General features: G+C 69.5%; 23 protein-coding genes. 4 read left to right on the top strand and 19 right to left on the bottom strand.

Annotated elements, in window-relative coordinates; translation table 11 throughout:
- Positions 1 to 8: 8 nt before the first annotated feature.
- From VT50_RS25010 to VT50_RS24990, 5 genes are all read right to left on the bottom strand, one after another.
- Positions 9 to 1,130 carry a glycoside hydrolase family 130 protein gene (locus VT50_RS25010; protein ID WP_420822222.1) on the bottom strand — a complete coding sequence of 374 codons (1,122 nt, stop codon included), beginning with the start codon at positions 1,128 to 1,130 and terminating at the stop codon, positions 9 to 11.
- 8 nt (positions 1,131 to 1,138) lie between these two features.
- Positions 1,139 to 2,068 carry a carbohydrate ABC transporter permease gene (locus tag VT50_RS25005; protein ID WP_078840855.1) on the bottom strand — a complete coding sequence of 310 codons (930 nt, stop codon included), beginning with the start codon at positions 2,066 to 2,068 and terminating at the stop codon, positions 1,139 to 1,141.
- A gap of 1 nt (position 2,069) precedes the next feature.
- Entirely contained in the window at positions 2,070 to 3,008 is a 939-nt protein-coding gene (locus VT50_RS25000) for a carbohydrate ABC transporter permease (protein WP_046088430.1), read from the bottom strand.
- Positions 3,005 to 4,303, bottom strand: a complete 1,299-nt coding sequence (locus VT50_RS24995) for an extracellular solute-binding protein (RefSeq protein ID WP_046088431.1) — start codon at positions 4,301 to 4,303, stop codon at positions 3,005 to 3,007. Before VT50_RS24995 ends, VT50_RS25000 begins: the two co-directional genes overlap by 4 nt.
- 83 nt (positions 4,304 to 4,386) lie before the next feature.
- A complete protein-coding gene (locus VT50_RS24990; protein ID WP_046088432.1) occupies positions 4,387 to 5,406 on the bottom strand; it encodes a LacI family DNA-binding transcriptional regulator in 1,020 nt (339 codons plus the stop codon).
- 285 nt (positions 5,407 to 5,691) lie between these two features.
- On the opposite strand from VT50_RS24990, the gene VT50_RS24985 reads away from it, so the two are divergent.
- The gene (locus VT50_RS24985) at positions 5,692 to 6,111 is read left to right on the top strand and encodes a DUF1398 family protein (RefSeq protein WP_046088433.1); all 420 of its coding nucleotides are present in this window, start codon (positions 5,692 to 5,694) and stop codon (positions 6,109 to 6,111) included.
- A 67-nt stretch (positions 6,112 to 6,178) separates the two neighbouring features.
- Here the strand turns inward: VT50_RS24985 and VT50_RS24980 are convergent, their stop codons facing one another.
- Positions 6,179 to 7,111, bottom strand: a complete 933-nt coding sequence (locus VT50_RS24980) for a pyridoxal 5'-phosphate synthase (RefSeq protein WP_078840856.1) — start codon at positions 7,109 to 7,111, stop codon at positions 6,179 to 6,181.
- 40 nt (positions 7,112 to 7,151) lie between these two features.
- Complete coding sequence (locus VT50_RS24975) at positions 7,152 to 8,042, bottom strand: winged helix-turn-helix transcriptional regulator (protein WP_046088434.1); 891 nt, start codon at positions 8,040 to 8,042, stop codon at positions 7,152 to 7,154.
- A gap of 97 nt (positions 8,043 to 8,139) precedes the next feature.
- Between VT50_RS24975 and eno the strand changes: the two genes are divergently transcribed.
- Entirely contained in the window at positions 8,140 to 9,426 is a 1,287-nt protein-coding gene (gene eno, locus VT50_RS24970; protein WP_240529303.1) for a phosphopyruvate hydratase, read from the top strand.
- A gap of 52 nt (positions 9,427 to 9,478) precedes the next feature.
- Here the strand turns inward: eno and VT50_RS24965 are convergent, their stop codons facing one another.
- The 9 genes from VT50_RS24965 to VT50_RS24925 form a co-directional block, all read right to left on the bottom strand.
- Positions 9,479 to 10,288 carry an SDR family NAD(P)-dependent oxidoreductase gene (locus VT50_RS24965; protein ID WP_078840857.1) on the bottom strand — a complete coding sequence of 270 codons (810 nt, stop codon included), beginning with the start codon at positions 10,286 to 10,288 and terminating at the stop codon, positions 9,479 to 9,481.
- Between the two features lie 23 nt (positions 10,289 to 10,311).
- Positions 10,312 to 11,664 (bottom strand): 3-deoxy-7-phosphoheptulonate synthase class II, encoded by a 1,353-nt coding sequence (locus VT50_RS24960; RefSeq protein WP_046088435.1) that lies wholly within the window; start codon positions 11,662 to 11,664, stop codon positions 10,312 to 10,314.
- 40 nt (positions 11,665 to 11,704) lie between these two features.
- Positions 11,705 to 12,634: an AurF N-oxygenase family protein gene (locus VT50_RS24955; protein WP_046088436.1), complete on the bottom strand. Its 930-nt coding sequence runs from the start codon at positions 12,632 to 12,634 to the stop codon at positions 11,705 to 11,707.
- A 13-nt stretch (positions 12,635 to 12,647) separates the two neighbouring features.
- Positions 12,648 to 13,463: an aminotransferase class IV gene (locus VT50_RS24950; RefSeq protein ID WP_107424881.1), complete on the bottom strand. Its 816-nt coding sequence runs from the start codon at positions 13,461 to 13,463 to the stop codon at positions 12,648 to 12,650.
- Positions 13,460 to 15,574 carry an aminodeoxychorismate synthase component I gene (gene pabB / locus VT50_RS24945; RefSeq protein WP_206269478.1) on the bottom strand — a complete coding sequence of 705 codons (2,115 nt, stop codon included), beginning with the start codon at positions 15,572 to 15,574 and terminating at the stop codon, positions 13,460 to 13,462. Before pabB ends, VT50_RS24950 begins: the two co-directional genes overlap by 4 nt.
- Positions 15,574 to 16,404: an arylamine N-acetyltransferase family protein gene (locus tag VT50_RS24940; protein WP_046088439.1), complete on the bottom strand. Its 831-nt coding sequence runs from the start codon at positions 16,402 to 16,404 to the stop codon at positions 15,574 to 15,576. The genes pabB and VT50_RS24940 overlap by 1 nt, the downstream gene beginning before the upstream one ends.
- A 14-nt stretch (positions 16,405 to 16,418) precedes the next feature.
- Complete coding sequence (locus VT50_RS24935; RefSeq protein ID WP_046088440.1) at positions 16,419 to 17,315, bottom strand: UbiA family prenyltransferase; 897 nt, start codon at positions 17,313 to 17,315, stop codon at positions 16,419 to 16,421.
- Between the two features lie 10 nt (positions 17,316 to 17,325).
- On the bottom strand, positions 17,326 to 18,480 hold the full coding sequence (locus VT50_RS24930) for a cytochrome P450 (RefSeq protein WP_240529302.1): 1,155 nt from the start codon (positions 18,478 to 18,480) through the stop codon (positions 17,326 to 17,328).
- A 65-nt stretch (positions 18,481 to 18,545) separates the two neighbouring features.
- A complete protein-coding gene (locus VT50_RS24925; RefSeq protein ID WP_240529301.1) occupies positions 18,546 to 19,577 on the bottom strand; it encodes a polyprenyl synthetase family protein in 1,032 nt (343 codons plus the stop codon).
- A gap of 460 nt (positions 19,578 to 20,037) precedes the next feature.
- On the opposite strand from VT50_RS24925, the gene VT50_RS24920 reads away from it, so the two are divergent.
- Positions 20,038 to 21,261 (top strand): cytochrome P450, encoded by a 1,224-nt coding sequence (locus VT50_RS24920; protein WP_240529300.1) that lies wholly within the window; start codon positions 20,038 to 20,040, stop codon positions 21,259 to 21,261.
- A 131-nt stretch (positions 21,262 to 21,392) separates the two neighbouring features.
- Here the strand turns inward: VT50_RS24920 and VT50_RS24915 are convergent, their stop codons facing one another.
- Positions 21,393 to 22,226, bottom strand: coding sequence for a methyltransferase domain-containing protein (locus VT50_RS24915; protein WP_046088479.1), 834 nt, complete (start codon positions 22,224 to 22,226; stop codon positions 21,393 to 21,395).
- A gap of 288 nt (positions 22,227 to 22,514) precedes the next feature.
- Entirely contained in the window at positions 22,515 to 23,429 is a 915-nt protein-coding gene (locus VT50_RS24910; protein WP_053048696.1) for a methyltransferase domain-containing protein, read from the bottom strand.
- Positions 23,430 to 23,857: 428 nt separating this feature from the next.
- Between VT50_RS24910 and ispH the strand changes: the two genes are divergently transcribed.
- The gene (ispH, locus tag VT50_RS24905) at positions 23,858 to 24,715 is read left to right on the top strand and encodes a 4-hydroxy-3-methylbut-2-enyl diphosphate reductase (RefSeq protein ID WP_240529299.1); all 858 of its coding nucleotides are present in this window, start codon (positions 23,858 to 23,860) and stop codon (positions 24,713 to 24,715) included.
- A 94-nt stretch (positions 24,716 to 24,809) separates the two neighbouring features.
- Here the strand turns inward: ispH and VT50_RS41445 are convergent, their stop codons facing one another.
- Entirely contained in the window at positions 24,810 to 25,094 is a 285-nt protein-coding gene (locus tag VT50_RS41445) for a LuxR C-terminal-related transcriptional regulator (RefSeq protein WP_046088443.1), read from the bottom strand.
- Between the last annotated feature and the right edge of the window lie 50 nt (positions 25,095 to 25,144).

Raw genomic sequence — 25,144 nt, 5'->3', positions numbered from 1 at the left:
AGCGGAGGTCATGCCGTGCGCTCGAGCAGGGCGACGCCGATGTGCGCGTCGGCCATGCCGTAGAACACGTACAGCTCCCCGTCGACCTCCTCGACAGCGGTCGGGAAGACGACGTTGGGGACGGTGCCGGTGCGCTCCTCCTCGGTCTCGGGCGCCATAAGCGGCTCCTCGGAGCGGGCGAGGACCTTCGCGGGGTCGGCCGGGTCGAGGATCATGGCACCGGCCGCGTAGGACACCTTCTGGTTCGGTACGAAGGGGTCCTCGATGTGGCCGGAGACGCCGTGGTGGATGAGCAGCCAGCCCTCGGGCACCCGGATCGGGGCGGGCCCCGCGCCGATCTTCAGCTCCTCCCAGGGGTGCGCGGACAGGGCGACGAGGCGGTGGGCGCGCGGGCGGACCAGGGCACGGATGTCGGCCTCGGCCTCGGCGACGGGGACGTACGAGATCCAGATGCCGGGCCGTTCGTCGGTGACCCCGGCGGGCAGGTGGACCCCCTCGCCTGGCCGGAACCAGCCGAGGTCCCACATGGGACGGTGCAGCATCGCGTAGGCGGGTTCGCCGTCCGGTCCTGGCACGGGCTCGGGGAAGTGGACGACGTCCTTGTTCGGGAAGAGGTTGAGATCGGTGTCGAGGTCCGGCTGGTAGGCGAACTGGACCGGGCCGAGCCGGGTCCATTCGGCCAGGTCCTCGGACACGGCGAGCGCCGGCTTCGGGCCGAGCGGTCCGTAGGCGACGTAGGACATCACATGCCTGCCGAGCGAGGGGATCCAGGTGACGCGGGGGTCCTCGACACCGGCGTTGCCCTTGCCGCGCTCCCAGCCCTCGTCGGGTGCGAGGACGACGCCGCGCCGCTCGACACCGCTGGGCACACCGTCGGTGAAGGTGACCTCGGCGAGGCCGACGCGGGAGACATTGCCCTCGGCGACGAGCCGCGGCAGCAGGTGCAGAAGCCCGTCGGGGGTGCGCCCGGACGCCGGGTTGAGCACCCCCTCGGCCTCGTTGGCCTCGCCGGGCAGCGGGGACATGACCAGGCCCTTGCGTACCAGGCGATAGGGGATGCGCGCGGCGGCGCCGGTGGTACTGGTGGTGCCCGTAGTGCCGGTGGTCCCGGTAGTGCCGGTAGTGCTCATGGGGGGAATCAGCCCTTTACTCCGGAGTCGATATCGGTCGAGGTGAAGTGGCGCTGGAACAGCAGGAACAGGGCCACCGCCGGGGCGGCCAGCACACAGGCCCCGGCCAGCAGGGCCCCGGCCGGGTTGGCGACCGTGCCCTGGAGGTTGGACAGGAAGCTGGCCAGGGACACGGCCAGCGGCTGCTTGTCGGCGTCCTTCGTGACGAGGAACGGCCACAGGAACTCGTTCCACGGGCCGATGAAGGTGAGCAGCATCGCGGTGAGCACGGCGGGCCGGGCCATCGGCAGCGCGATCCGCCACAGGATGCGCAGTTCGCCCGCGCCGTCGATGCGGGCTGCCTCGAAGAGGGACTGCGGCATCTGGAGGAAGAACTGCCGGAACAGGAACACGGCCGTCGAGTTGATCGCGAACGGCAGGATCATCCCGATGTAGTTGTCGCCGAGCCCGTAGTCGCGGACCACGAGGACGTAGAGCGGGAGCGTCAGCAGCTGGAAGGGCACCATCTGCACCAGCAGCAGCGCGGCGAACACGGTGCCGCGGCCACGGAAGTGCAGCTGGGCCAGCGCGTAGCCGGCGAGCACCCCGAAGACCAGGGTGCACAGCAGGACGCCCACGGTCATGATCCCCGAGCTGAGCAGCGAGCGGCCCAGCGAGATCGCCCCGTTGACCGCCGTGTAGTTGCCGCCGGTGAGCCCGCCGGGCACGGCGGAGGACAGGTCTCCGGTCGTGGTCGTCCGCAGGGATCCGACGACCATGTAGTAGAAGGGGAAGAGGAAGGCGACCGCGCCCAGCGTGAGCAGGAGGTACGTACCGGCGGTCCCCCGGGCGCCGCGCCTGCCGCCGGGCCGTACGCGGTCCGCGGTGCCCTTGGCCGGAACGTCCTCGGCCACGCCGCCCGTCGCCGAGCCGTCCGTGTTGGTGATGGAGGCGGTCATGTCAGTTGCCCCTCTCGGTGAGCTTGCGGGCGGCCAGCGAGATGACGAGGACGAAGCCCACCAGCACCACGCCGAGCGCGGCGGCGAAGTCCGGATGGCCCTGCTCGATGCCCTTCTGGTACATGAGCAGCACGGGCGAGGTGGAGGCGTGGTCCGGCCCGCCGCCGCCGGTCAGCAGATAGGGCTCGCTGAAGAGGTTGGCGCCCGTGATGATCGCGTAGATGACGACGAGGGTGGTCGCGGGCCGCACCCCGGGCACCGTGACCGAGAAGAACTGCCGTACCCGGCCCGCCCCGTCGACCGAGGCCGCCTCGTACAGCTCAGCGCCGACGTTCTGGAGCGCGGCGAGGTACAGCATCACGAAGAAGCCCAGCTGCTTCCAGGTGACGAAGAAGGCGATCATCGGCATCGCGAGGTGCGAGTTGACCAGCCACGAGGGGTCAGGGGCGTGCGGGCCGAGCAGGTGGTTGACGAAACCGTCCGTGCCGAACATGAACTGCCACACCCCGACCAGTGCGACGCTCGCCGTGATGTACGGCAGGTAGTAGGCGGCGCGGAAGAAGGTGCGGAAACGTATCTTCGCGTTCAGCGCGGAGGCCAGGACAAGCGCGAGCAGCACCGTGAGCGGCACGTTGATCACGAGGAAGACGGCGATGTTCAGGAAGGCGCGGCCCACCACCGGATCGGTGAAGACGTCCCGGTAGTTGGCCAGCCCCACCCACGGCGCGTCGGCGTGGGTACCGGGGGCGGTGAAGTAGAAGCGGTGGACGGAGATCCACAGCGTGTACCCGAGCGGGACCGCGAACACGACGACGAGGAACAGCACGTAGGGGGTCACGAACAGCGCCCCGGTCCCGGAGCGGAACCGTCCGTGGCGGGGTGCCGTGTCCCCGTGGGACGTGTGGCGCCCAGTGGTGGCGGTGAGGGCGGAGTCGGTCATGACGGGTCTCCGTACTCGTCGAGCAGCTTGGTGATCTTGTCGGACGCCCTGCGCAGCGCGGCATCGGTGGAGCCGTCACCGAAGACGACGGACTTGGTCCACTCGGCGCGGAACGCCTGCCAGATGTCGATGGAGCCCGGTACGTTCGGGACTTCCACGACCCGCTCGGCCTGTCGTGCGAACACCTTGTACAGGGGCTTCTTCGCGAAGAAGGCCGGGTAGCGCGCGGTCAGGTCCTCGCGCATCGGCATCTGCCCGGTGGCGTCGAGGAACGTCCCGTCCTGCTCGGCCGAGGTGGCGAACTTCAGCAGGTCCCAGGCGGTGGCCCGGTTGCGGCAGGCGCTGAACATCGCGGCGGACTTCTCGTCGCTGAAGGAGTACGTGTCCCCGGGCGGCTTTCCGGCGGCGGTCGGTATCGGGGCCACCCCGATGTCCACGCTGTCCTTGTAGGCGGAGACGGCCCAGGGGCCGACGGTGGCCATCGCGGCCTTCCCGTCGTTCACGGCGTCACCGGGGTAGAGCTCCTGCGGGGCGAGCTTCTCGGCGTACAGCGTGCGCCAGAACGCGGCGGCCCGCCGGCCGGCCGTCGAGTCGAACCGCACCCTGCCGTCCTCGATGAACTGCCTGCCGCCGCTCTCCGCGGCGAACGCGGGGTAGAAGTCCAGCCAGGACTGGAAGAACTCGCTGCTGGGCGCGGGCCAGATCGCGGCCTTCGCGGCGCCGCTGCGCACGAGGGTGCGGGAGGTCTCCAGGAACTGGGCGTAGGTCGCCAGCCGGGGGTGCTCGGGGTCGAGCCCGGCCTTCTTGAAGATCTTCTTGTTGTAGAGGATCATCACCGGGTTGCTCTTCCAGGGCAGTTGGTAGAACTTCCCGTCCTGCGACGCGTACTGCTCGGTGAGGGCGCCGCCGCGCTTCTTGATGTACGCGTCACCGTCCGGGAAGTCGCTCAGCGGCACCAGGCCGTTCTGCTTCTCGAAGGTCGGCACCGAGGCGGGCGAGGTGTTGAAGACCAGACAGGCGCTGGTCCCCGCGACGATCGAGGCGCTGATGGCCTCTTCGGAGGTCTTGCCCGCCGGGATCTGCTGGGCCGTGACGCGCTGGCCCGGATGGCTCCTGTTCCAGGCGGCGACCATGGTCTTCCCCCAGGCCACCTCCTGGGCGTTGTTCGACAGCCAGACCGTGATGGGTCCGCGGGCGCCCCGGGCGGCCCCGGGGTCGACGGCCGACCGGCCGCAGGCGGTGGTGGCGCCCGCGAGAGCGAGCACCAGCAGTGCGTACGCCGTTCTCCTCAGCATGAAGACTCTCCGAACTGTTCACGCCCGGCCTCGTCGCCGGACGGGAATTCCTTGCCGCGCCCCGGTGGCCCGGCGCCCCGTCGTCAGGGCCGGGGCGCCGGGCCGATCGAGGCGCGGGGGATGAACTCGGCGGGCGGCAGCACGACGTGCGCCACCTCCTCGCCCGCGAGCACCCGGTCCAGCGCCTGGGCCGCCGCCTCTCCCCAGCCGCGCGCGTCGGCGCGGGCGGAGGACAGCGGGGGATGGGTATAGCGGGTGAGCGGGTTGTCGTCATAGCCGACCACCGAGAGGCGCTCCGGCACCGGAACGCCGAGCTCCTGGGCCACGGACAGCCCGGCCGTCGCGGCCAGGTCGTTCCCGTAGACGATCGCGGTGGGCGGCTCGGCCAGCGACAGCAGTTCGCGGGTGGCCCGCGCACCGCCCTCCGCGGTGAAGCCGCCCGGCAGCACGGGGCCCGGGGGCAGTCCGAGGTCGCCCAGCGTCTCCTCCCAGGCCGACCGGCGCCGGTGTGCGTGGCGGAACTCCTGGGGGCCCTCGACATGCGCGATACGGCGGTGGCCGAGCTCGGCGAGGCGGCGCACCGCCGCCACATAGGCGGGCCGGTCGTCCAGGCCCACCGAGGTCAGTCCGTCGCTCCACTCGCTCTGCCCGACCACGACCGCTGGCAGGCCGAGCCGGTGGGTCAGCGCGGGCCGCGGGTCCTCGTGCCGCAGATCGGTGAGGAGCACCCCGTCCACCCGGCGGTCGGCGGCCAGCCGCTCGTACACCGACTCCTCGCGCTCCGGAGTGGTGAGGTGCACCATGAGCCCGTCGCCGCGCTCGCCGAGGGCCACTTCGACACCGGCGATGAACGCGGGGAAGAACAGATCGGCACCGATCTGATCGGGGTCGCGGGCGAGCACCAGACCGAAGGCGCCCGCCTTGCCGAGCGACAGGGCCCTGGCCGGACGGCTCGGGGTCCAGCCGAGCTCCGCCGCGGCGGCCAGGATGCGCTCCTTGGTCTCCTCGGCGATCCCGGGCCGGTCGTTCAGGGCGAACGAGACGGAGGTGCGGGAGACACCCGCATGTCGTGCGACGTCGGCGATGGTGGGCCTGCGAGCCATGACGCTCCTCGTTCTCTGCGTTTTCCGCGTTTTCCGCGTTTTCCGCGTTTTCCGCGTTTTCCGCGTTCTCCGTGCGGTTGGCGCGCCATCACGGGTTTCAAACCGGTTTAGCGGGTCGACCGGCGCTCACTAAACCGGTTTGCGGGACGGGCGTCAATGGGTCGGAGCGTGTATCCCGGATCACTTTCCCCTCACACCAGAACGACAATATGTTGTCGATGTGCCAGGATGTTGCCAGGCCCCTGATGTTGCCATGACCCTCCGGAACCACCTCTGGGAGACCCCATGACCACCGATGCGATCGACCACCTGCGAGCCGCCCTGGAACGCGGCGAGGCCGCCCGTCCCAAGGCGGGCGGCTTCCCCTACCTCGCCGAGAGCCTGCGCCGGGCCGGGGTGACCCACTGCCGCATGGCCGTCCCGGCCAACGCCTTCCTGTATCTGACCGAGCACGGTGACGTCGTGGTCCAGGGCGAGCCGCTGGCCACCGGTTTCGCGCTCGCGCCGCGGTTCGACGAGGCCGCCCTGATCGCGGCGCTGCGCTCGGACCAGGCCGGTGAGACGACGTTCCCCGAGTTCATCCGCGGCTGCTGGGACGCGGGGATCGTCTGGTACGACGTCGACACCGAGGCCCGCACCTGCACCTACTACGGCACCGGCGGCGACTCCTACACCGAGGACTACCCGCCGGTCACGCTCCCCTGAGACGCCCCGGCCGGGCGACTGCGCGGCGGGCGCGGCGTGCCCGTTCACGCGTCACCGCGCCCGCGGGCTACGGCCACAGCACGTGGTGCTCCCAGGCGGTGTGGCGGTCGGGGCGCGTGTAGCGGAGCCGGTTGTGGAGGCGGTCCTTGTCCGCCTGCCAGAACTCGATCTGTCCGGGAACGAGGGTGTAGAGCGTCCACTGGGGGCTGACCAGACCGGGCTCCGCCTCGATCCGGGCCAGCGCCGTACGGAAGGCGTCATCGCGTGCCGCGCGGCTGTCCACGGGGTCGCTCTGGCGGCCCAGCAGGACCTCGGCGCGGGCGGCGGGCGAGCGAGCCAGGAGGTCGGCGGCGCTGCGCCCGGGAGGTGCGGGCTCGACACCGCCCCGCACGCGGACCTGTCGCCCTTGCGGCGGCCAGTAGAAGGTGAGGGCGGCGCTCGGCCGATCGGCCAGCTGACGGCCCTTGGGGCTGCCCGCGTGCACGGCGAACTGCCAGCCGTCGTGGTCCACGTTCTTGAGGATGAGCACGCGGGCGTCCGGGTGGCCGTCCTCTCCGACCGTCGAGAGGGTCATGGCGTGGGCGTCGGGCACTCCGGCCGCGACGGCCTCGTGCAGCCAGCCGAGGAACAGGTCGACCGGCTCGGCCGGGGCGTCGGCCGGGTCGAAGTCCGACAGCGGCCCGGCGAACACTTCGAGACCGCGCAGCCACTCCCGTACGCCCAGTGGCTTGCCGCTCGTGCGGTCCAGATACACCCACGCCCGGATTCCCGAACGCAGGGTCGTCTCCACGCGGGCGTGGCCGTCGGCCTCATAGGTGTCGGCCGCGGCCAGTTCGACATCGCTGATCGCGAAGACCTGGCCCTCGACGGCGTCGTCCGAGTCCGGCGGGACAAGGGCGTCCGGTCTGCCGTCGAGCAGGCGGCCGAACCGGGCGAGCTGGACTGCGGGGATCCGCAGGGTGCCGCAGGAGAAGAGGTGGTGCACCGGCCGGTCGGTCATGGGGCGGAGTCTCCTTCAACAGGGATGGGCGGGCGGGGAATCAGGCGTTGCGGGCGGGGAACCAGGTGTTGCGGGCGCACTCCGTGGCCAGACGCAGGCTCTCGTCCACCGCGCCGGGTAGGTCGACGACCGGGAACAGCGTGTGCCGCACGGTCCGTTCGGCGTCCACGATCAGGATCAGGCGTTTGTGGCGCAGTCGGCCCGCGCCGCGGAACGTCGGCAGCCGCAGGGCCGCCGCCAGCTGGTGGGCCGTGTCGGAGAGGAGCGGGAAGGGGACGTCCTCGGCATCGGCGAACCGCCGCTGTTCGGCGACGAGTTGGGTGCTGACCCCTCGTACGTCCACGTTCGCCCGCCGGAAGCCGGGCCAGGCGTCACGGAAGAGCCGGTGCTCCAGGGTGCAGCCACGGGCCCCGGGAATCGGCGGCTCGCCCCAGTCGACCCCCGTGCCGGGGTAGGTGAACAGCACGGTCGCAGCGGCGTCCGGTGAGACCAGGGGCAGATCGGGGCCCGGTGTCCCGGGCAGGCGCAGGTCGTCGGGGAGGCGATTGCCTGCCAGGGCGTGTACGCGCGCGTGTTCGGCTCCGTCGTCGGACGCGGTGGCGGTGAGGCCGCCGTCACCGAGCACCCACCGGTCGCCCCAGTCCTGCATCGCGACCAGCAGCGGCAGCAACGCGGCCCCGGCGTCGGTGAGCAGGTACTCATAGCGCACCGGGCGTCGCTGGTAGAGGCTGCGGCGCAGCACCCCACGGGCGACGAGCCGGCCGAGCCGCTCGGTGAGGACGTTGCGGGACAGCCCGATCTCGGCGGCCAGCGCGTCGAAACGGACATGTCCGCGGGCGATCTCGCGCAGCACCAGCACGTTCCACCAGTCCCCCAGGACCACGGCGGCCTGGGCGATGCCGCAGGTCTCGTCGGCGTTGTGCATCCTCATGCGCCCATAGTAAGTTCTCTTTCAGGACTCACTTTGTTTCTCGGTGGAACTTGACTCCGTCGTGATGTGCGGCGGACCGGACGTGAGGAGTCACACCGTGCCCGTCGTCATCAACCGGGTCGTCGGACGCGAGATCATCGACAGCCGGGGCAACCCCACCGTCGAGGTCGACGTCGTCCTCTCGGACGGATCGCTCGGCCGCGCGGCCGTACCCTCCGGCGCTTCCACCGGAGCCCGCGAGGCGGTGGAGCTCCGCGACGGCGATCCGGTCCGCTTCCACGGCAAGGGAGTTCGCCGCGCGGTCGACGCCGTCAACGACTCCATCTCCGACGCCGTCGTCGGCCTGGCCGCCGAGGACCAGGCGACCGTCGACGCGGCCCTGATCGGCCTGGACGGCACCGCCGACAAGGGGCGTCTCGGCGCGAACGCGATCCTCGGCGTCTCCCTGGCCACCGCCAAGGCCGCCGCCGCCTCCCACGGCCTGCCGCTGTACCGCTACATCGGTGGCGTCGACGCCCGTCTGCTGCCCGTCCCGATGATGAACATCGTCAACGGCGGCGCCCACGCCGACAATCCGCTCGACTTCCAGGAGTTCATGATCGCGCCCATCGGCGCCGAGAACTCCGCCGAGGCCGTCCGCATGGGCTCGGAGGTCTTCCACACCCTGCGCGGCACCCTCCTCGCCGCCGGCCACAGCGTGAACGTCGGCGACGAGGGTGGCTTCGCGCCCGACCTGCGCACCGCCGAGGAGGCCCTGGACTTCGTCGTCCGCGCCATCGAGCAGACCGGCTACCGGCCCGGCACCGACATCACCCTCGTGATGGACCCGGCCAGCTCGGAGTTCTTCCACGACGGCGTGTACGACTACACGGGCGAGGGCGTCCGCCGCACTCCCGCCGAACACGCCCAGTACCTCGCGGAGTTGGTGGACCGCTACCCCGTCGCCTCCATCGAGGACCCGATGGCCGAGGACGACCACGACGGCTGGCGGGACCTGACCGCCCGGCTGGGTGAGCGCTGCCAGCTCACCGGCGACGACGTCTTCTGCACCAATGAGGCGCTGCTGCGGGACGGGATCCGCGACGGGATCGCCAACTCGATCCTGGTGAAGGTCAACCAGATCGGCACCCTCACCGAGACCCTGGCCACGGTGGCCACCGCCCACCGCGCCGGCTACACGGTCGTCATGTCCCACCGCTCCGGCGAGACGGAGGACACGACCATCGCCGACCTCGCCGTCGCCACCGGCTGCGGCCAGATCAAGACCGGGTCGCTGTCCCGCACCGACCGCACGGCGAAGTACAACCAGCTCGTCCGCATCGAGGAGGAGCTGGGCGGCCAGGCCCGGTACGCGGGCCGCGAGGCCCTGGGGCTCCGCCGCTGACACCGGCCCGGCTCCGCACTGCCGGACGGCCGTCCCGTCGGCCGCACTTTCATCAGCCCATGGTGTGCCCTCCGTTGATGGACAGGCACTCCCCGGTGATGAACCCCGCGGCGTCAGAAGCCAGGAAGGACACGGTGGCGGCGACCTCAGCGGGGGTGCCCGTGCGGCGCAGCGGCACCTCAGACGCGTAGGCCCGCAACTCCTCCTGCGTGGCGGACGCGTGACGCTCCACGGGGACCCACCCCGGGGCGACCAGGTTGACGGTGATGTTGTGCGGTCCCAACTCCCGCGCCCACGAACGGGTGAGGCCCAGTTGCGCACCCTTCGCCGCGACGTATGCCGACATGCCCGGCAACGCCCGGTGGAAGGCGTCGGAGCCGATCTGAATGACTCTGCCGCCGCCGAGGGTCTTCATCCCCGGCAGTGCGGCGCGCAGCAGCAGGGTGGGGCTCTTGACGAAGAACCGCAGTTGGTCCAGGTGCGCTTCCCAGGTGAGGTCCTCCACGGCGACGGAAGGCTGCGGGCCGGTGGCGTTGAGGACCAGCACGCCCACCGGACCCAGCGATGCCGTCACCTGCTCGATGAGGTCGGCGACCGACTCCTCGTCCGTGACATCCGCGCGGAAGGCCTCCGCCGTCCCGCCTCCGGCACGAATGTCCCGCACCACGGTCAAGGCGTCCTCCGCCGCGGACCTGTAGTTGACCGCGACGCTCCACCCGTCAGCGGCCAGCCGCCGTGCCATCGCGGCACCCAGACCCCGCGACGCCCCGGTGACGAGGGCGGTCCCGCCCGCGGACCGACTGGCGCCCTCCGCGGGAACACCCGCGAGGCCGGTGCGACGGTGATCGAAGTGGCTGCACATGAGCGCCAGTATGCCGGTGCGGCTCAGCGCCGGGTGACGGTCGCTCCCGGGGTGAACATCTCGGCTACCTGGAAGGCCAGGTCAAGCGCCTGGCCTTCGTTGAGGCGCGGGTCGCACGCCGATTCGTATCTGCGGGGCAGGTCGTCGAAGCCCAGATCGGCGCCGCCGCCGACGCACTCGGTCACGTCCTCGCCGGTCAGCTCCACGTGCAGTCCGCCGGGGTGGGTGCCGAGCGCCTTGTGCACCTCGAAGAAACCGGCGACCTCGGCGAGGATGTCGTCGAACCGCCTGGTCTTGTGCCCGCTGGGCGCCTCGAAGGTGTTGCCGTGCATCGGATCGCACACCCACACCACCGGCGCGCCGGACGCCGTGACCTTCTCCACGAGCTCCGGCAGCAGATACCGCACCCGGTGCGCCCCCATGCGCACGATGAACGTCAGCCGGCCCGGCCGCCGGTCGGGGTCGAGGCGGTCGATCAGGGCCAGCGCCTGGGCGGGCGTGGTGGCGGGGCCCAGCTTCACCGCGATCGGGTTGTCGATGGTCGCGAAGTAGGCGACGTGGGCGCCGTCCGGCTGTCTGGTGCGGTCGCCGATCCACAGCATGTGGCCGCTGCCCGCGTATCTTCGACCCGAACGCGGGTCTTCGCGGGTCAGCGCGGCCTCGTAGTCGAGCAGCAGTCCCTCGTGGCTGGCGAACACCTCCGTGGTGCGCAACGGACCGCCGCCGCGCGCTTCCTGTGAGGACAGTGCCCGGCCGATGCGACTGGCGAGTTCGCCGTAGCGTTCACCGGCAGGTGAGCGTGCGACGAAGTCCTGGTTCTCCTCGTGCAGTTGGCGCGGGTCGGTGGAGCCACGGGCGAACGCGCGCATGACGTCCAGGGTGTGGCGCGAAGCGTCGTACATCCGGAGCAGCCGGACCGGGTCCGGCCGTCGTTCGGCCTGGCTGAAGCCGGTGCCGTTTACCGCGTCGCCCCGGTAGACCGGCAGCGTGCGCCCGTCGACGGTCTCGGTCGGCCGGGATCGGGGCTTCGCGTACTGCCCGGCCATCCGGCCCACCGTGACCACCGGCGCCGCCGACGCGTGCGTCAGGATCAGGGCCATCTGCTGCAGGAGCCGCAGCTTGCCGTGAATCGCCCGCGTCGAGAGGCGGTCGAAACGTTCGGCGCAGTCGCCACCCTGCAGCAGGAACGCTTCGCCCTCTGCCGCCTGGGCGAGCCGTGCGGTGAGCGTGTCGCACTCCTGTGGCGTGACCAACGGGAGCGAGGCCGCCAGGTGATCCGTCACCTCGCCGAGCTCGGCCAGGCTGGGCCACTCCGGCCGCTGATGGGCGACGAGTGTCCGCCAATGCGCGGCCGCTTCGCCGGTGAGGGGCAACATGGTCTCCGTCCGCTTCTCCTGGCTGGGCGGTGCGGGGCGGTCAGCGCCGGACCATCTGGACGAGGTCGTGGCTGATGCCCAGGTCGTCTAGCAGCAGCTGCAACGGTCCGGTGTCCCGCGCGGGCGCCGGACGGGACGCGGCCCACTCGCTCAGCTGACCGGTGTCGATCTCGAAGCCGCCCTGGGCCGCCACGGTCACCCAGGGGTCCAGGTCCGCGGAGCGGAACGCGGTCAGCCCGGTGACGAGCGCTTCGCGGAACATCCGCCGCTGTGCGCCGTCCAGGTTCCGGTAGAGCGAGCCGCACAACTCGCGGAACACCACCGCGTGTCCGCTCTCGTCCCGCCGGTGCAGATCGGTGGTGATCCGGTTCATCGGCTGGATCTCCTGGGCGGTGGCGAGGGTGGAGAGGAAACCGCTGATCGTCGTCTCGGCGGCCAGGGAGAACGCGATCTCCACGATGTCGCGGTCGAACCCGGACAGCCCGGTGCGGACCGCGTCGAGTCCCCGGACGACCGACCAGACGCCCGGAGCGAACCGCACCTCCTCCAGACCGCGCCGCCTGCGGGTGACGCCGACGGCGTTGTGGCACATCAGGATGTGGTAGTGCTCATCGATGATCGTCTGGTGCAGGGCGTCGACGGCGACGTCGTCGCGGCGGACGGGGATCCGTTCCTGGAGCATCAGCCGGCAGGCCGGCAGGATGATCTCGTCCTCGATGGCCGCGGTCTTGGCGTTGTAGGAGATCCACGCCGCCGACAGGATGCGCTCGCGGGCGTCCCGGTCGAGCCGGTCGGCGCCCGGCAGTGCCAGCACCGGGACGAGGTGTTCGGGGAAGTCCGGCAGCGCCTCGTCGAAGTGTCCGTCGAGGTCGAGCTCGTCCTTCTTGACGGCCACCCGCTTCCCCCAGCGGCGCGTCAACTGCACCAGCAAGTCGCGCTCGTACGCGGGCTCCTCACGTACCGCGGTCATCGGGAGACCTCCTTCATGGGTTCACCACGGGAATCGGGGCGGCGCCGGCCGGAACGGCGAGCGCGGCCAGGCGCGACTGCCAGCGCTCGGCCGCCGCGGCGTCCGTGTCCTGGAACCGGCCCAGCCCCTCGGTGACCGGCCGGATGCCGTGCAGGGCGTTCAGCGTCCAGACCGGCACACCGGCGAGGTCCGGCGCGGTGGCCAGCTCGGTGACGACCTGGTGCCCTGCCGCACCGGCCAGCTCGCCGAGCAGGGCGCGGGTGATCCCGGGGAGCAGGCCGGGGCCGGGGGGTGGCCCGCACAGCGTGTCGCCCCGCCACCAGACGACGCTCGTGGACGCCCCTTCGCGTACGTGCCCCTCCGGCGAGACCAGAAGCGGCTCGTCAGCTCCCGCCGCGGCCGCGGCAGCGCGCAGGGACGCCAGGTGGTCCAGGTCGGCGCCCTTGACGGTCGGCACTCGCCGGCGGTCGGGCCCCGCCCCGGTCCACAGCCGGACCGTCGCGGTGCGTGGTGGCGCGGGGCGCAGCCACATCCGCAGCCGCGTTCCCGACCCGGTCTCCACGAGTTCCACGCGGGGAAACCACCGGCCTCGCGCGGGCAACGACGCGGCGACCGCCCGCAGGAACCGGTTCGTCTGTTCCGCTCCCGGTCCGGAGAACCGGTCGCAGGCCGTCGCGAAGCGTTCGGCGTGCCGGTCGAGTCCCCGCACCCGCCCCTCGTCCACCAGCCAGGAGTCGATGACCAGCACCGTCCCGGCGGCGTCGGCCGCCGACCATCCGCGATCGGCGTCCCACCACCGGCGGCCGCCCTGGTCCGTCGCCGTGTTCATCGTGGGGAGCCGCCCACGTCGGACACCGTCGGCGCACGCCAGGCCCGGAGCGACGCCGCCGCCTTGAGCAGCATCTCCTCGTACTCCTCCTGCGGGTCGGAGTCGAGGACGATGGCCCCGCCGGCTCCGATGGTCAACCGGTCACCGACGCGGACCGCGGTGCGGATCACGATGTTCAGGTCCGTGCCGCCGGAGAGGCCGAAGTAGCCGAGGGTGCCGGAGTAGACGCCCCTGGCCTCCGTCTCCAGGCGGTCGATGATCTCCATGGTGCGCAGCTTCGGCGCCCCGGTCATCGACCCGCCGGGGAAGCACTGCCGGGCGCAGTCCATCGCGCTGGCCCCGCCAGCGAGCCGTCCGCGCACGGTGGAGACCAGTTGGTGCACGGTCTCGTAGCTCTCGACGGCCAGGTACGGGTCGACCTCGATGCTGCCCACCTCGCACACCCGGCCCAGGTCGTTGCGCAACAGGTCGACGATCATCAGGTTCTCGGCCTGCGTCTTGGCACTCGTGGCGAGGGTGGCGGCCAGTTCGGCGTCGCGCACCGGGTCGGCGTCGCGAGGGGCCGTGCCCTTGATCGGCTTGCTGGTGACCGTGCGGTCCCTCTCGATGCGCAGGAACCGCTCCGGTGAGGAGCTGAAGACCGTGACGTCGCCGAGGCGCAGGAGCGCGGCGTACGGTGCCGGGTTCGCCCGGCGCAGCCTCAGGTAGAAGGACGTGTCGTCGTCATGGAACGGCATGTGCAGCTGGTTGGTCAGGCAGATCTCGTAGCTCTCGCCCCGGTTCAGCTGCCGTTGGCACTCCGTGATGTCCGCCAGGTACTGGCTCCGGCCGCGACCGAGGTACTCCTCGGCGTTCGGGGGCGGGGCGGCGGCGGGTTCGCTCGGCGGCCGCTCGGCGGCGGCCGGGTTCAGGCCTATCAGGAGCGCGGACGTCCGTTCCACCCACTCCTGGGCGTCGCGCCGGGTCTGCTCGTCGTGGACGGCCACCAGGTAGGTCAGTCCCTCCTGGTGGTCGACGGCGATGACCCGGTCGGCGAACATCCAGCTGGCGTCCGGCGTTTCTGCGGTGTGGCGGGCCGTGGCCCCGCATTCGGCCTTGAGTTCGTAGCCGAAGTAGCCGACGTAGCCGCCGTTCAGGTCGAACGGCAGGTCAGAGTCGGGTATGCGCCGTTCGCGCAACCGCCGTTCGAGGACGTCGAACACGCTGCCGGGGACGATCTCGACGCCCTTCGCGTCGCGCACTTCCACGGTCCCGCTGCCGGTGCGGTAGGTCAGGACCTCGCTGAGTGGGCCCGATGTGTCACCGAGGAACGAGAACCGGGACAGGCCTTCCTCCACCCGGCTGCTGTCCAGCCAGAAGCAGTAGGGGGTGTCGCCGAAGAGCTTGAGGAAGATGGCCTCGGAATCGGCGGCGGTCGGCACGACCGTGCTGATGATCCCCAGTTCCCCGGCCGCGCCGGGCGTGTCGTCCGCCCGCGCGGTGACGGCGAGGGTGTCGGCGACGGACGGCCGTTGTCCGTGCCGCGTCCGGCGGGTCAGCGGGGTCAGCTGGGCGAAGTTCTGCAGGATCTCGCGCCCGTACTGGGAAGCGATCGACTCGGGGTGGAACTGCACGCCCCACTGCGGCAGTTCGCGGTGCCGCAGCGCCATGAGCACACCGTCGTCCGCCCAGGCGGTGGCGACGAGTTCATCGGGCAGGGGCTCCCGTACGCACAGCGAGTGGTAGCGCACCGCGACGAATTCACTCGGCACTCCGGCGAACAGCGGATCTCCCTCGTGGGAGACCTTGGCGAGGTACCCGTGTCTCGGCTCGGGCGCGGCGACCACCGACGCCCCGGCCAGGTGCGCGATCATCTGATGGCCGAAGCAGACGCCCAGCACGGGGAGCGTGGCGCGGCGCAGCAGGTCGCCGAGGAGGCCGACGTCGCGGGGGTGCTGCGGCCGTCCGGGGCCGGGTGAGACGACGATGTTGTCGAAGTCCTCCAGCCGCAGGCCGGACAGCTTCGGATCGTCGTTGACCATGACGACGGGTTCCTGGCCGTTGATGTCGGCGATCAACTGGTACAGGTTGAAGGTGTACGAGTCATAGTTGTCCACCAGCAAGGTACGCATCACGGACCGTCCAAGATTTTCCTGAGCGCCTGGACGTCATCCGGTTCCAAGGTGATCCCGAAGATCTCCCCGGGAGCGGAAAGCGTCTCGTCCTTGTCGAGCTCCCGGAAGGTCGCCGGCTCCCCGGGACGTATTTCCGTGAGAGTGCTGCCGGCGAGGAGGTGCCTCACGTCGGGCTGTGTGCGCTGGAGGACCATCCGGTGGTTGAACGGCGAGCGCGGATGGGTGAGGCAGAAGTGGTTGAGGAGCTCGAAGTCCGACGGATAGCGCGCGTCGGTGGTGAAGCCGTAGAGCTCCGCCGGGCCCTCGGGGCGCAGAAACCGCAGCACGTATGCACCATTCGGTTCCCGCACCAGGTCAAAGGGCCATTCGCCGTCCAGTCGCGCGTTCTCCGCGAGGCGGATGGGGACATGCGGCCCGTACGCGCCGAAACTCACGTCGAAGAGCCAGCGCTCGTCGTCGAGCTGCACACACAGGGCGACGTGGAGCGCGGGACCGAATTTGTTCCCGGTGCGGATCCGTGTTCTGCCCGCGAACGCCGAGAACGTGAAGCCGATCCGGTCCAGCACGGCAGCCACCAGGACGACCTGTTCCAGGCACCAGCCGCCGCGGCCCTGTCGCACGATCTTCTCCTGGAGGCTGTCCAGGTCCAGCGGCACCGCGGGCCGCCCCAGCACCGCGTCGAGGTTGTCGAAGGCGATCGCGTCGACGTGGGCGGCGTGCAGACCCCGCAGCGTGGAGAGGTCCGGAGCCACGTCGCCCTGGTAGCCCACACGGGTCAGATAGGCGTCCAGGTCGACGCCGCTCCCCTGCCACATCGAATCCGTCACGCGTAGCTCATCCTTCATGTGAACTGCCCGGCGACCACGGCCGCGAGAACGATCCAGCCGAAGTACGTGTTGGAGACGAAGGCGTCCCAGCACGATTTCGGTTCGTCCAGGTCCACACGTACGACCAGATAGGACAGAAAGGCTCCCGCGCCCAGGACGATCAGGTAGAACGCCCACCCGATCGACGCCTGGGAACCGGCCCACAGGACGCCACCGATGCTGAGCACGCCGAAGATCGCCAGCCACGCCTTGGTGGCGTCGCCGAACAGCAGGGCGGAAGACTTGACTCCGATGTTCCGGTCGTACTCCTTGTCCTGATGGGAGTAGATCGCGTCGTGAATCAGGGTCCAGAAGGCCCCGCCGGCGTACAGGCCGTACACCTCAGGCGGGTAGTCGGCGCTCCCGGTCACCGCCGTCCAGCCGATCAGCACGTAGCAGCTCATCACCAGCGCCAGGAACGCCGTGGGCCAGAAGAAGATGCGTTTCATATAGGGGTACGCGACGATCAACGGGTACGAGGCCCCGGCGACCAGGGCCGCCTCCACGTTCGCCACCGCCAGGATCAGCAGTGCGACCACGCCCTGTGCGGCGGCGAAGAGGAGCGCGTTCCCGACGCTGATCGTCCCCGACGCGACGGGACGCGACACGGTACGGGCGACCCGGGCGTCGACCTCCCTGTCGACCACGTCGTTGACCGCGCAGGCCGCGCCGCGCACCAGCACCGCGGCGAGAGCGACAACCACCACCGTCAGCAGGTCCGGCCGTCGCCCGGAGGCGAGGACGACGGCCCACAGCCCTGGCAGCAGATAGAGCACATAGCCCGTGGGCCGGTCCAGCCGCATCAACAGGAGATACGCGCGGGCTGAATCCGGGCTCTTCGTGACCACGCCCGTAGATATCTTGTGCAGCATCAGGATCCAATCACCATGTCACCGGAAGTTGGATCAACCCGCCGATCAGCGTGTTGTGGCGCAGCCCCAGTTCCTCTACGCCGACAACCAGACGCATGGTGGGGAATCGCGTGACGAGTTGGGTGAGCACCACCTGCAGCTGCGTCCGGGCCAGCATCGCGCCGACGCAGGAGTGCGCGCCGCGCCCGAACACGAGGCTGTCCGTGGTGTCGCGAGCGACATCGATCCGGCCGGGGTCGGCGAAGATCGTCTCGTCGTGGTTGGCCGCGATGATGTTCAGCAGCACGAAGTCGCCGGTCCGGATGGTGACTCCGTCGATCTCGAAGTCCGTCAGCGCATAGCGGGGCATGCCGCCGTTGTGCGGGTTCGGCATCGACATCCGCAGGGTTTCCTCGACCGCGCCGGGGATGAGGCCCGGGTCGTCAAGCAACGCCTGCCACTGCTCGGGGTTGGCCAACAGCAGCGACACACAGGTGCCGATCCGGGCCACCGTGGTCTCATAGCCGCCGAACAGCAACAACGCCGTCAGCCCAAGGACCTCGTTGTCAGTGATCCCCTCGGTCGCGCAGATCCTGGAGATCGCGTCATCGGCCGGGTCTTTCCGCTTGTCCGCGACGAGTTGGCGGCAGTAGCCGAACAACTCGCCCAGTCCCTGCTTGGACTTGACCGGGTCCCCGACGTTGGCGGCGTCCTGGGTCCAGCCGCCGAACCGGTCCTTGTCCTCCTGGGGCACGCCCAACCACTCGCACATCACCTGGATCGGCAGCGGCAGCGCCAGCGCCTGGCGCAGGTCCACCGGTGGCTTCTGCGCTGCCAGTTCGTCCAGGAGCCGCCCGGTCAGCCTTTCGACCTGGGGCCGCAGCGCCAGCATCCGCTCGGGTGAGAAGTGCGGCTCCAGCAGCGCACGCAGCCGGGGGTGGTCGGTGGCGAAGTCGCCCAGCAGGCTGGCGAGCAGCGCCGACCCGCTGTCCTGCGACGCGGCCTCCGGATCGGGATGGGAGCGGCCGAGCCGGTCATCGTCGAGCAACTGCGCCACCTGGGCATGACCGGTGACCAGCCACGCCTCGTCGCCCTCGGCCGTACGAACCCGATGGACCGCGCCCTGGGACTGGAGCGTGCGCAGCCCTGGCGCGAGTCGCAGCACATTCGTCTGCTCAAAAGGCAATTGAGCTGGGGTACTCACTGACGGCCTCCGCCGGAATCGAGGTTCAGACCACTTGTCGAGGACGATCACGATCGATGGACGATGCGGTCGAACAAGGCGGTCAGTTCGGTGGACGCGGCCCGTGACAGCTCGGCTTGTCCAAGGTGCTCCAGGGCCGAGTCCAGATGGTTGCGGGACAGCCGCTCGGCCGTGTGCCGGCCGCCGGATTCCTCGACGAGGTCGGCCATCTGCTGAAGGTGCGCCGCCGTGGTGCCGTCGGCGTGCCACAGCCGGCGCAGCCGTTCACTGGCCGGGGTGTCGGCGGACAGGGCCGCCAGCACCGGAAAGCTCGGGTTGCGCCGCAGGATGTCGCTCCGGACGGGCTTGCCGGTGACGGTGGGGTCGCCCCAGATGTCCTCGACGTCGTTGAAGATCTGGAAAGCGAGGCCCAGATGCCTGCCCGCACTGCGCAGGGCGGCCAGGACGTGTTCCGGTGTGCCCGCCCGCAGGGCGGGCGTCACCAGTGCGCACTCCAGCAGCGCGGACGTCTTCTCCTCCACGATGCGGTCGTACTCCGCGATGCCGGTGTCCGGACCCAGCCGGACGGTGAGCTCGCGAGCCTGGCCCGAGAGCACCAGACCGAGGGCCTTGGCGAACGCGCTGGAGATTTCCGCACGGCCGGGGCCGGGGTCGTCGACGACCATCTGCAGCCCGAGAGCCTGCATCGCGTCCCCGGCCAGGATGGCCAGACTGGCGCCGAACACCTTCCACGCGGCTGGGCGGCCGCGGCGCAGCTCGTCCCCGTCGATGATGTCGTCGTGGATCAGGGTCGAGTTGTGCAGCAACTCCATTGCTGCCGCCTGGCACCGCATGTCCTCCGGCCGCAGGCCGACTCCATCGGCCGCCATCATCATGAGGGCGGAGCGGGTCAGTTTGCCCTCCGCACTGCTGGGGTCACCGCGTTCATCGGTGAAACCGAGGTGGTAAGAGCAGATCCGGGCCAGGGTCGGCTCCAATGCGGAAGTCTGCTGCCGCATGACGGGCGACACCGTGGATTGCACCATCCTCGGCGACCGGAAGGCTTGGAGCCCGGTCGACGAGGTGTCGAGTGCGCTCATCGGGATTCTCCTCCGGTCGCGCGCCTTCCCCATTCCTGGTCAGAATCTACGCGCATGGGGTTCGCGAATTGCACCACTGAAAATCACTGTGCTGGATATGTTGCGTAAATATCTTCTCGGCCCTTGCCCCACCTCGCCGTGCGTTCCGTCCGCCATCCTGAACGACCCCTCCCGTCGTGTCAACGACGCAGCGTGAGCATCCTCGACTTTAGTAAAAACCCCAAAGAAGGCGGCCTAAGGACTGGATTAGACTACCCTGCAGATTGGTAGCTGCTGGCCGGACCAGGGCCGTACTTTGACCGGGTCGACTGTGCCGAGATTGCCGAACAACTCTCAGGCCGGGCAGGCCTGCCTTGGCGCGGACAGCCGAGCGATATCACGCAACGTTACCGATCACTGCCAGGAATGATTTACTGAAAGCTGGAGAGGCGAGATGGCTACGTCGGCCGATTCTGGTCAATTGCATAAGGACAGGCCGTTCGACCCGTACGGCGCACATCGCGACGACCCGTATTCATTCCTGGCTGATGTCGGAGACGAGGAGCCGGTGTTCTACGCTCCTTTGCTCGGCGCGTGGTGCGTCACCCGGCGCGAGGACATGGTCGCCGTGCTGCGGGACGACCGGAGCTTCTCGGCGCGTGACCACAACCCGCGTCCCGCGGTCGCGCTGCCCGAGGACGTGAGCCGGATGTTCCGCACCTGGCGCGGCGCCGATGCGGTGGCCGTCGGCTCGCTCGACCCTCCCGAGCACGCCAGGGTCAGGGAAGTGCTCAACGCCGGGTTCACACCGGCCAGGGTCAGGGCGTTCGAGCCCACGATCCGCGCGATCGCCACCGACCTCGCCGAGCGTGTCGCGGCGCAGACGGAGTTCGATTTCATCTCGGCGTTCGCCGTTCCATACGCCCTCGAGGCGATCTGCCGGCGCCTCGGGGTCCCCGAGGAGTACTTCGAGCGCTGCCGTACGTGGTCCGAGCAGCGCATCGAACTCATGATGTCGCAGCGCAACGCCGATCCCGACCGGCTGCGTGAATACGCCCGCGGGCTGATGGACTTCGGAGCGTTCGCCCGTTCACTCGTACAGGAGCGGCTGGCCGCACCGCAGGACGACCTGATCAGCGAGCTGCTGCACGAGGGCAAGGCGGGCCGCACGCTCACCGCCGACGAGGTCTCCGTCCAGGTCCCCACACTGATCTTCGCGGGCCACATGACCTGTGCCGAGGCGCTTGGCACCCTCCTCTACCAGCAGCTTCGGTCGCCCGGCGGCTGGGCCGAGGTCGTCGACGGGACGATCGACACACGGGACCTGGTCGAGGAGGGGTTGCGGTTCGACAGCCCGCTGGCGGGCATGTACCGGACCGCGACCCGTGACGTAGTGGTGGGTGATGTCCACCTGGCCGCGGGCAGCCGGCTGCTGCTGCTGTACGGAGCGGCGGGCCGGGACAGTCGCGCCCACGCGTGTCCGGCCGCGTTCAGCCCGGACAGCCGCTCCGCCACGCACCTCGCGTTCGGGCACGGCATCCACTTCTGCCTCGGAGCCGGATTCGCCCGCGCCGAACTGGAGATCGCGGTGCAGGCCATCGCCGCCAGGATGCCGGGGCTGACTCTGGCGCCCGGACTGCCGCCACATCACCGGCCGGTGTTTCCGCTTCGGGCGTTGACCGAGCTGCGGGTACGGCAGCAGTGAGGACGGCATCCACATCGGCTTCCGGCCCGCGCCAGGACGTGGCGCGGGCCAAGGGCGTGTGCGGCGGCGGTACTTACCGTTGGACGCCGAGCTGAAGACCGCAGGTACCTACCGTTGCTGAAAGACCGCGGTCATGCGCGGACCGCGGTCAGGTAGAGGTAGCCGCTCTCCGGGATGGACCCGAACCTGCGCACGAAGTCGATGAGCGAGTCGGCCTGTTCCTTGCCGACCACATCGGCCAGCTTGTCGCGGACCGTCTCAAAGGCGTCGGCCATGAGCCCGAGGGTACGGATGACGTTGTCGGTGATGTCACGGATCTCCACGTCGACGAAACCGTTGGCGGCCAGCGCCGTCCGGTACTCGTCCACGGTGCCCAAGGAGCTCACCCCGTAGTTCTCGCAGATGTGGTCCAGGACCACCTGTCCCTCAGGGCTGATCGGGTCGCGCTGGATGACGTCGGCGATGGCGAGGCGGCCGCCGGGGCGCAGGACGCGGGCGGTCTCGGAGAGCACCTGGCCGCGATCGGGCATGTGCCACATCGACTCGAACGCCCAGGCCGCGTCGAACGAGGCGTCGGGGAAGGGCATGTCCATCGCGTCCGCGAACTGGAAGGTGGCCCGGTCGGCGAGCCCGGCCTCGGCGGTGTGTTCCGTGGCCTCCGCCGCCTGGATGTGGCTGATGGTGATGCCCACCACATTCGCCTCAGAGGCGCGGACGAGCCGCCGCGCGGGATGGCCGATGCCGCAGCCGATGTCCAGGACCCGCTGGCCGGCCTGTGCGCCGAGACCCGAGATCATCAGGTCGGTCAGGCGGTCGGTGGCCACCTCGACGGAGCTGTCGTCGGCGTCGTTCTCCCAGTAGCCGTAGTGGATATTGGGGCCCCACACGGAGCCGTAGACGCGACCGAACCCGTCGTACACGTTACGGACGTCGTCGCTGTGAGTGGGAGACTGCTCGATCGTCATGAAGAACTCCGTGTCATGGTGAAAGTGGCGGGAAGCCAGCGGCGGTTCAGCCCGGCCGGCGGTGAGCCCGCGAATGTTCGTGTTGGTACGCCACCGCAGGTCCTGCGGGTCGACCGCGAGTTGGTCCATGTCGGCCGATGACGGATCCTCTGCGGCGAGGATCTAGGTCAACCGCCCTGGAATCCGGCAGTCATATCGAAAGGCGGGTGGAAACCCGCTGCGCTGGGCTGGGCAGCCCCAGCCCAGCGCTTGCGTGCTGCTATTCTCCGCTCGTCGTGAGTTCCCTGCTCACTTCTTCAGCTCGAAGCGCAGGAAACCCAGCTTCAGGCCGCCGGCTCCCCATTCAGCGCCAAGCGCCTGGTTCGCCAGCAGAGATATCCTCAGGTTCCTGCGGTCAACTGGCGAAAGGCTGCTGTCAGTGTCCAGTACCGCCTTCGTCCAGGCGGCACTCTCCTCCCAGAACGGCAGGGTCTCTGACGTAGCGTCGACGTCATCGACCAGTTCAAAACCCGCGGCCTGCGCGGCTTCCGCGTAGTCGCGCACCGTGGCCGGTTTGGTGTAGAAGTATTCGGCCCACACATCGGCCCCGTGAGGGCGTGTGATGAATACTTCCTCGACGCACACGCTCCCGCCCGGACGAAGCACGTGGGCCAGCCGCTCGAACCACTGAGGGCGGTTGAAATACCCGCTGCTCTCGATTGCTACGGCCGCGTCGTAGGGGCCGCCGTCCAAGGGGAGCTGCATCGCATCGCTGACCAGCGCTCGGACCTTGCCGTCCACACCGCATTCCCGCGCGAACCCCTCGACTATCGGGGCGTGCTCCTGCGCGTTGGTGACCGCCGTGACGTCGGCGCCGTATTCCTGCGCCCAGAAGAGCGAGCCCCCGCCAAGGCCGCAGCCGACGTCCAGGATCTTCCCCGACAGCCGGTGTTCGGCGCCCCAGATCTTGGCCGCGTACCGCAGCAGCCCCTCCTGATGACTCCGGATGCTGCCGCGAATGGCATCCGGCGTCGCATCGTCAGCATGCGGTGGCGCCACAGAGGACGGGTAGTGGCCTACGTGATAGTGAATCCTGGGGCCAGGCCCGTATTTGCGAACGAGCCTGGCTGTTTTGTCGTCGTAGTACTGGCCAACGATTTTTACCTCATCCTGAGGCTCCAGCGCTGTTTGAGGTGAACTTGAAAGCTCATCCAGATTTGACACGGTCACTCCTCCAGAGCTCGGATGCCGACGACGTTGGCGAATAGCCTGCTGTGGTCGTTACACTGTGCTCGTCATGGCGTTGGCGAGGATGCGTGGTTTAACAAGGATCGCCGGACCGGATTCCATGTCCATCAACCGTGCCAGCACCTCCCACATGCGAGTCTGCGGCACGAGCAGCGCCTCGTTCGAAATGCAGAACCGCCCTCATTGTCCGGAGCATCGAGTCGCCCCGAAATTGAGTGGCAGCTATTGGATTCCATCCTGGGGGACGACCCTGGTCGTGTCAACGACACAGAGTGAGCATCTTCGACTTTAGGAAAAACCCCAAAGAAGGCGGCGTAAGGACTGGATTAGACTACTCTGCGGAATGGTAGCTGCTGGGCTGCACCAACGCCGAACTTCGGGTCCGGCTATTAAGACCGGCACACATGACACGGAACGGGGTGGGAATGGGTGGCGGTAAGCAGGTCCTGCTGGCCGAGCCGCAGAGTTTGTGTGCCGGTGTGCGCCGGGCGATAGCCATCATCGACCTCGCGCTGGAACAGCACGGCGCGCCGATCTACGTCCGCAAGGAGATCGTGCACAACCACCACGTGGTGGGCGAGTTCCAGCGCCGGGGAGTCCGGTTCGTCGACTCCGAGCAGGAGGTGCCGGAGGGCGCGGTGTGCGTCTTCTCCGCGCACGGCGTCTCCCCGCAGGTGCGGCGGAACGCGGACGCACGCGGGCTGGACGTGCTCGACGCGGCCTGCCCCCTGGTGGCCAAGGTGCACCAGGAGGCCCGCAGGTTCGCCCGCGACGGGCGGACGCTGCTGCTGGTCGGGCACGCGGACCACGAGGAGGTCGAGGGCACTTACGGGCACGCCCCCGACCAGACGGTCATCGTCGAGACGGTCGCCGACGCGGAGGCACTGGACCTTCCACCCGACGCCCCGGTCGCCTACCTCACCCAGACCACGCTCTCGGTGGACGAGACCAGGGACATCGTCGCCGTGCTCCAGCGCAGGTTCACCGACCTGCGCGGACCCGCCACCGACGACATCTGGTACGCCAGCCAGAACCGCCAGGACGGCATCCGCCACCTGGCTGGCCGGCGTGTCCACGGTCGGCGTGAGCGCCGGGGGGAGCGCGCCGGAGATCCTTGTCGACCAGTTGCTCGACCGGCTGGCCGAACTGGGTTACGCGGACACGTCGGTGGAACGGCGGACACGTCGGTGGAACGGGTGGCGACCGAGGACATCGTGCTCTCCCCGCCCACGCGGCTGACCGGAGCGGCGGACGTGCCGTGACCGGGCGATACCGGGCGACCCCTGCCACTGACGGCGCCGGACCATGCGGTTCATGCATGAATGCACGGATTACGCTCTCACGAACCATCGGGCATTAATCCACAGTTTCCCGCGAAATGCGCGGAGGCCACGAATCTGCTCGCAGAATCTGGAGGACGAACGCCCTCGAAACCAACGCGACACGATTCGGCGCCTGCAGTTTGTCGGACATGACGCGGACGTGATAGTCGATGGTTTTCGAGCTGAGGTACAACTCTCTCGAAAGCCGCCCGCTGGAAAAGCCAGCCGCAACACCCTCCAGGATCCTGGCCTGGACCGAGCTGAGAACCCAGTCACCGACCGGCTGGGACACTTCGCAGCCGCTCTGATCATTATCCATGGCACGCATCCATTCCACCATAAACGGAGAAATGCAAAGCGAGAAGCACT

Source organism: Streptomyces antioxidans, assembly GCF_000968685.2.
GTDB lineage: Bacteria > Actinomycetota > Actinomycetes > Streptomycetales > Streptomycetaceae > Streptomyces > Streptomyces antioxidans.
Note: the sequence above shows the minus strand (reverse complement) of the source record. Positions and strands in the feature narration are given on the sequence as shown.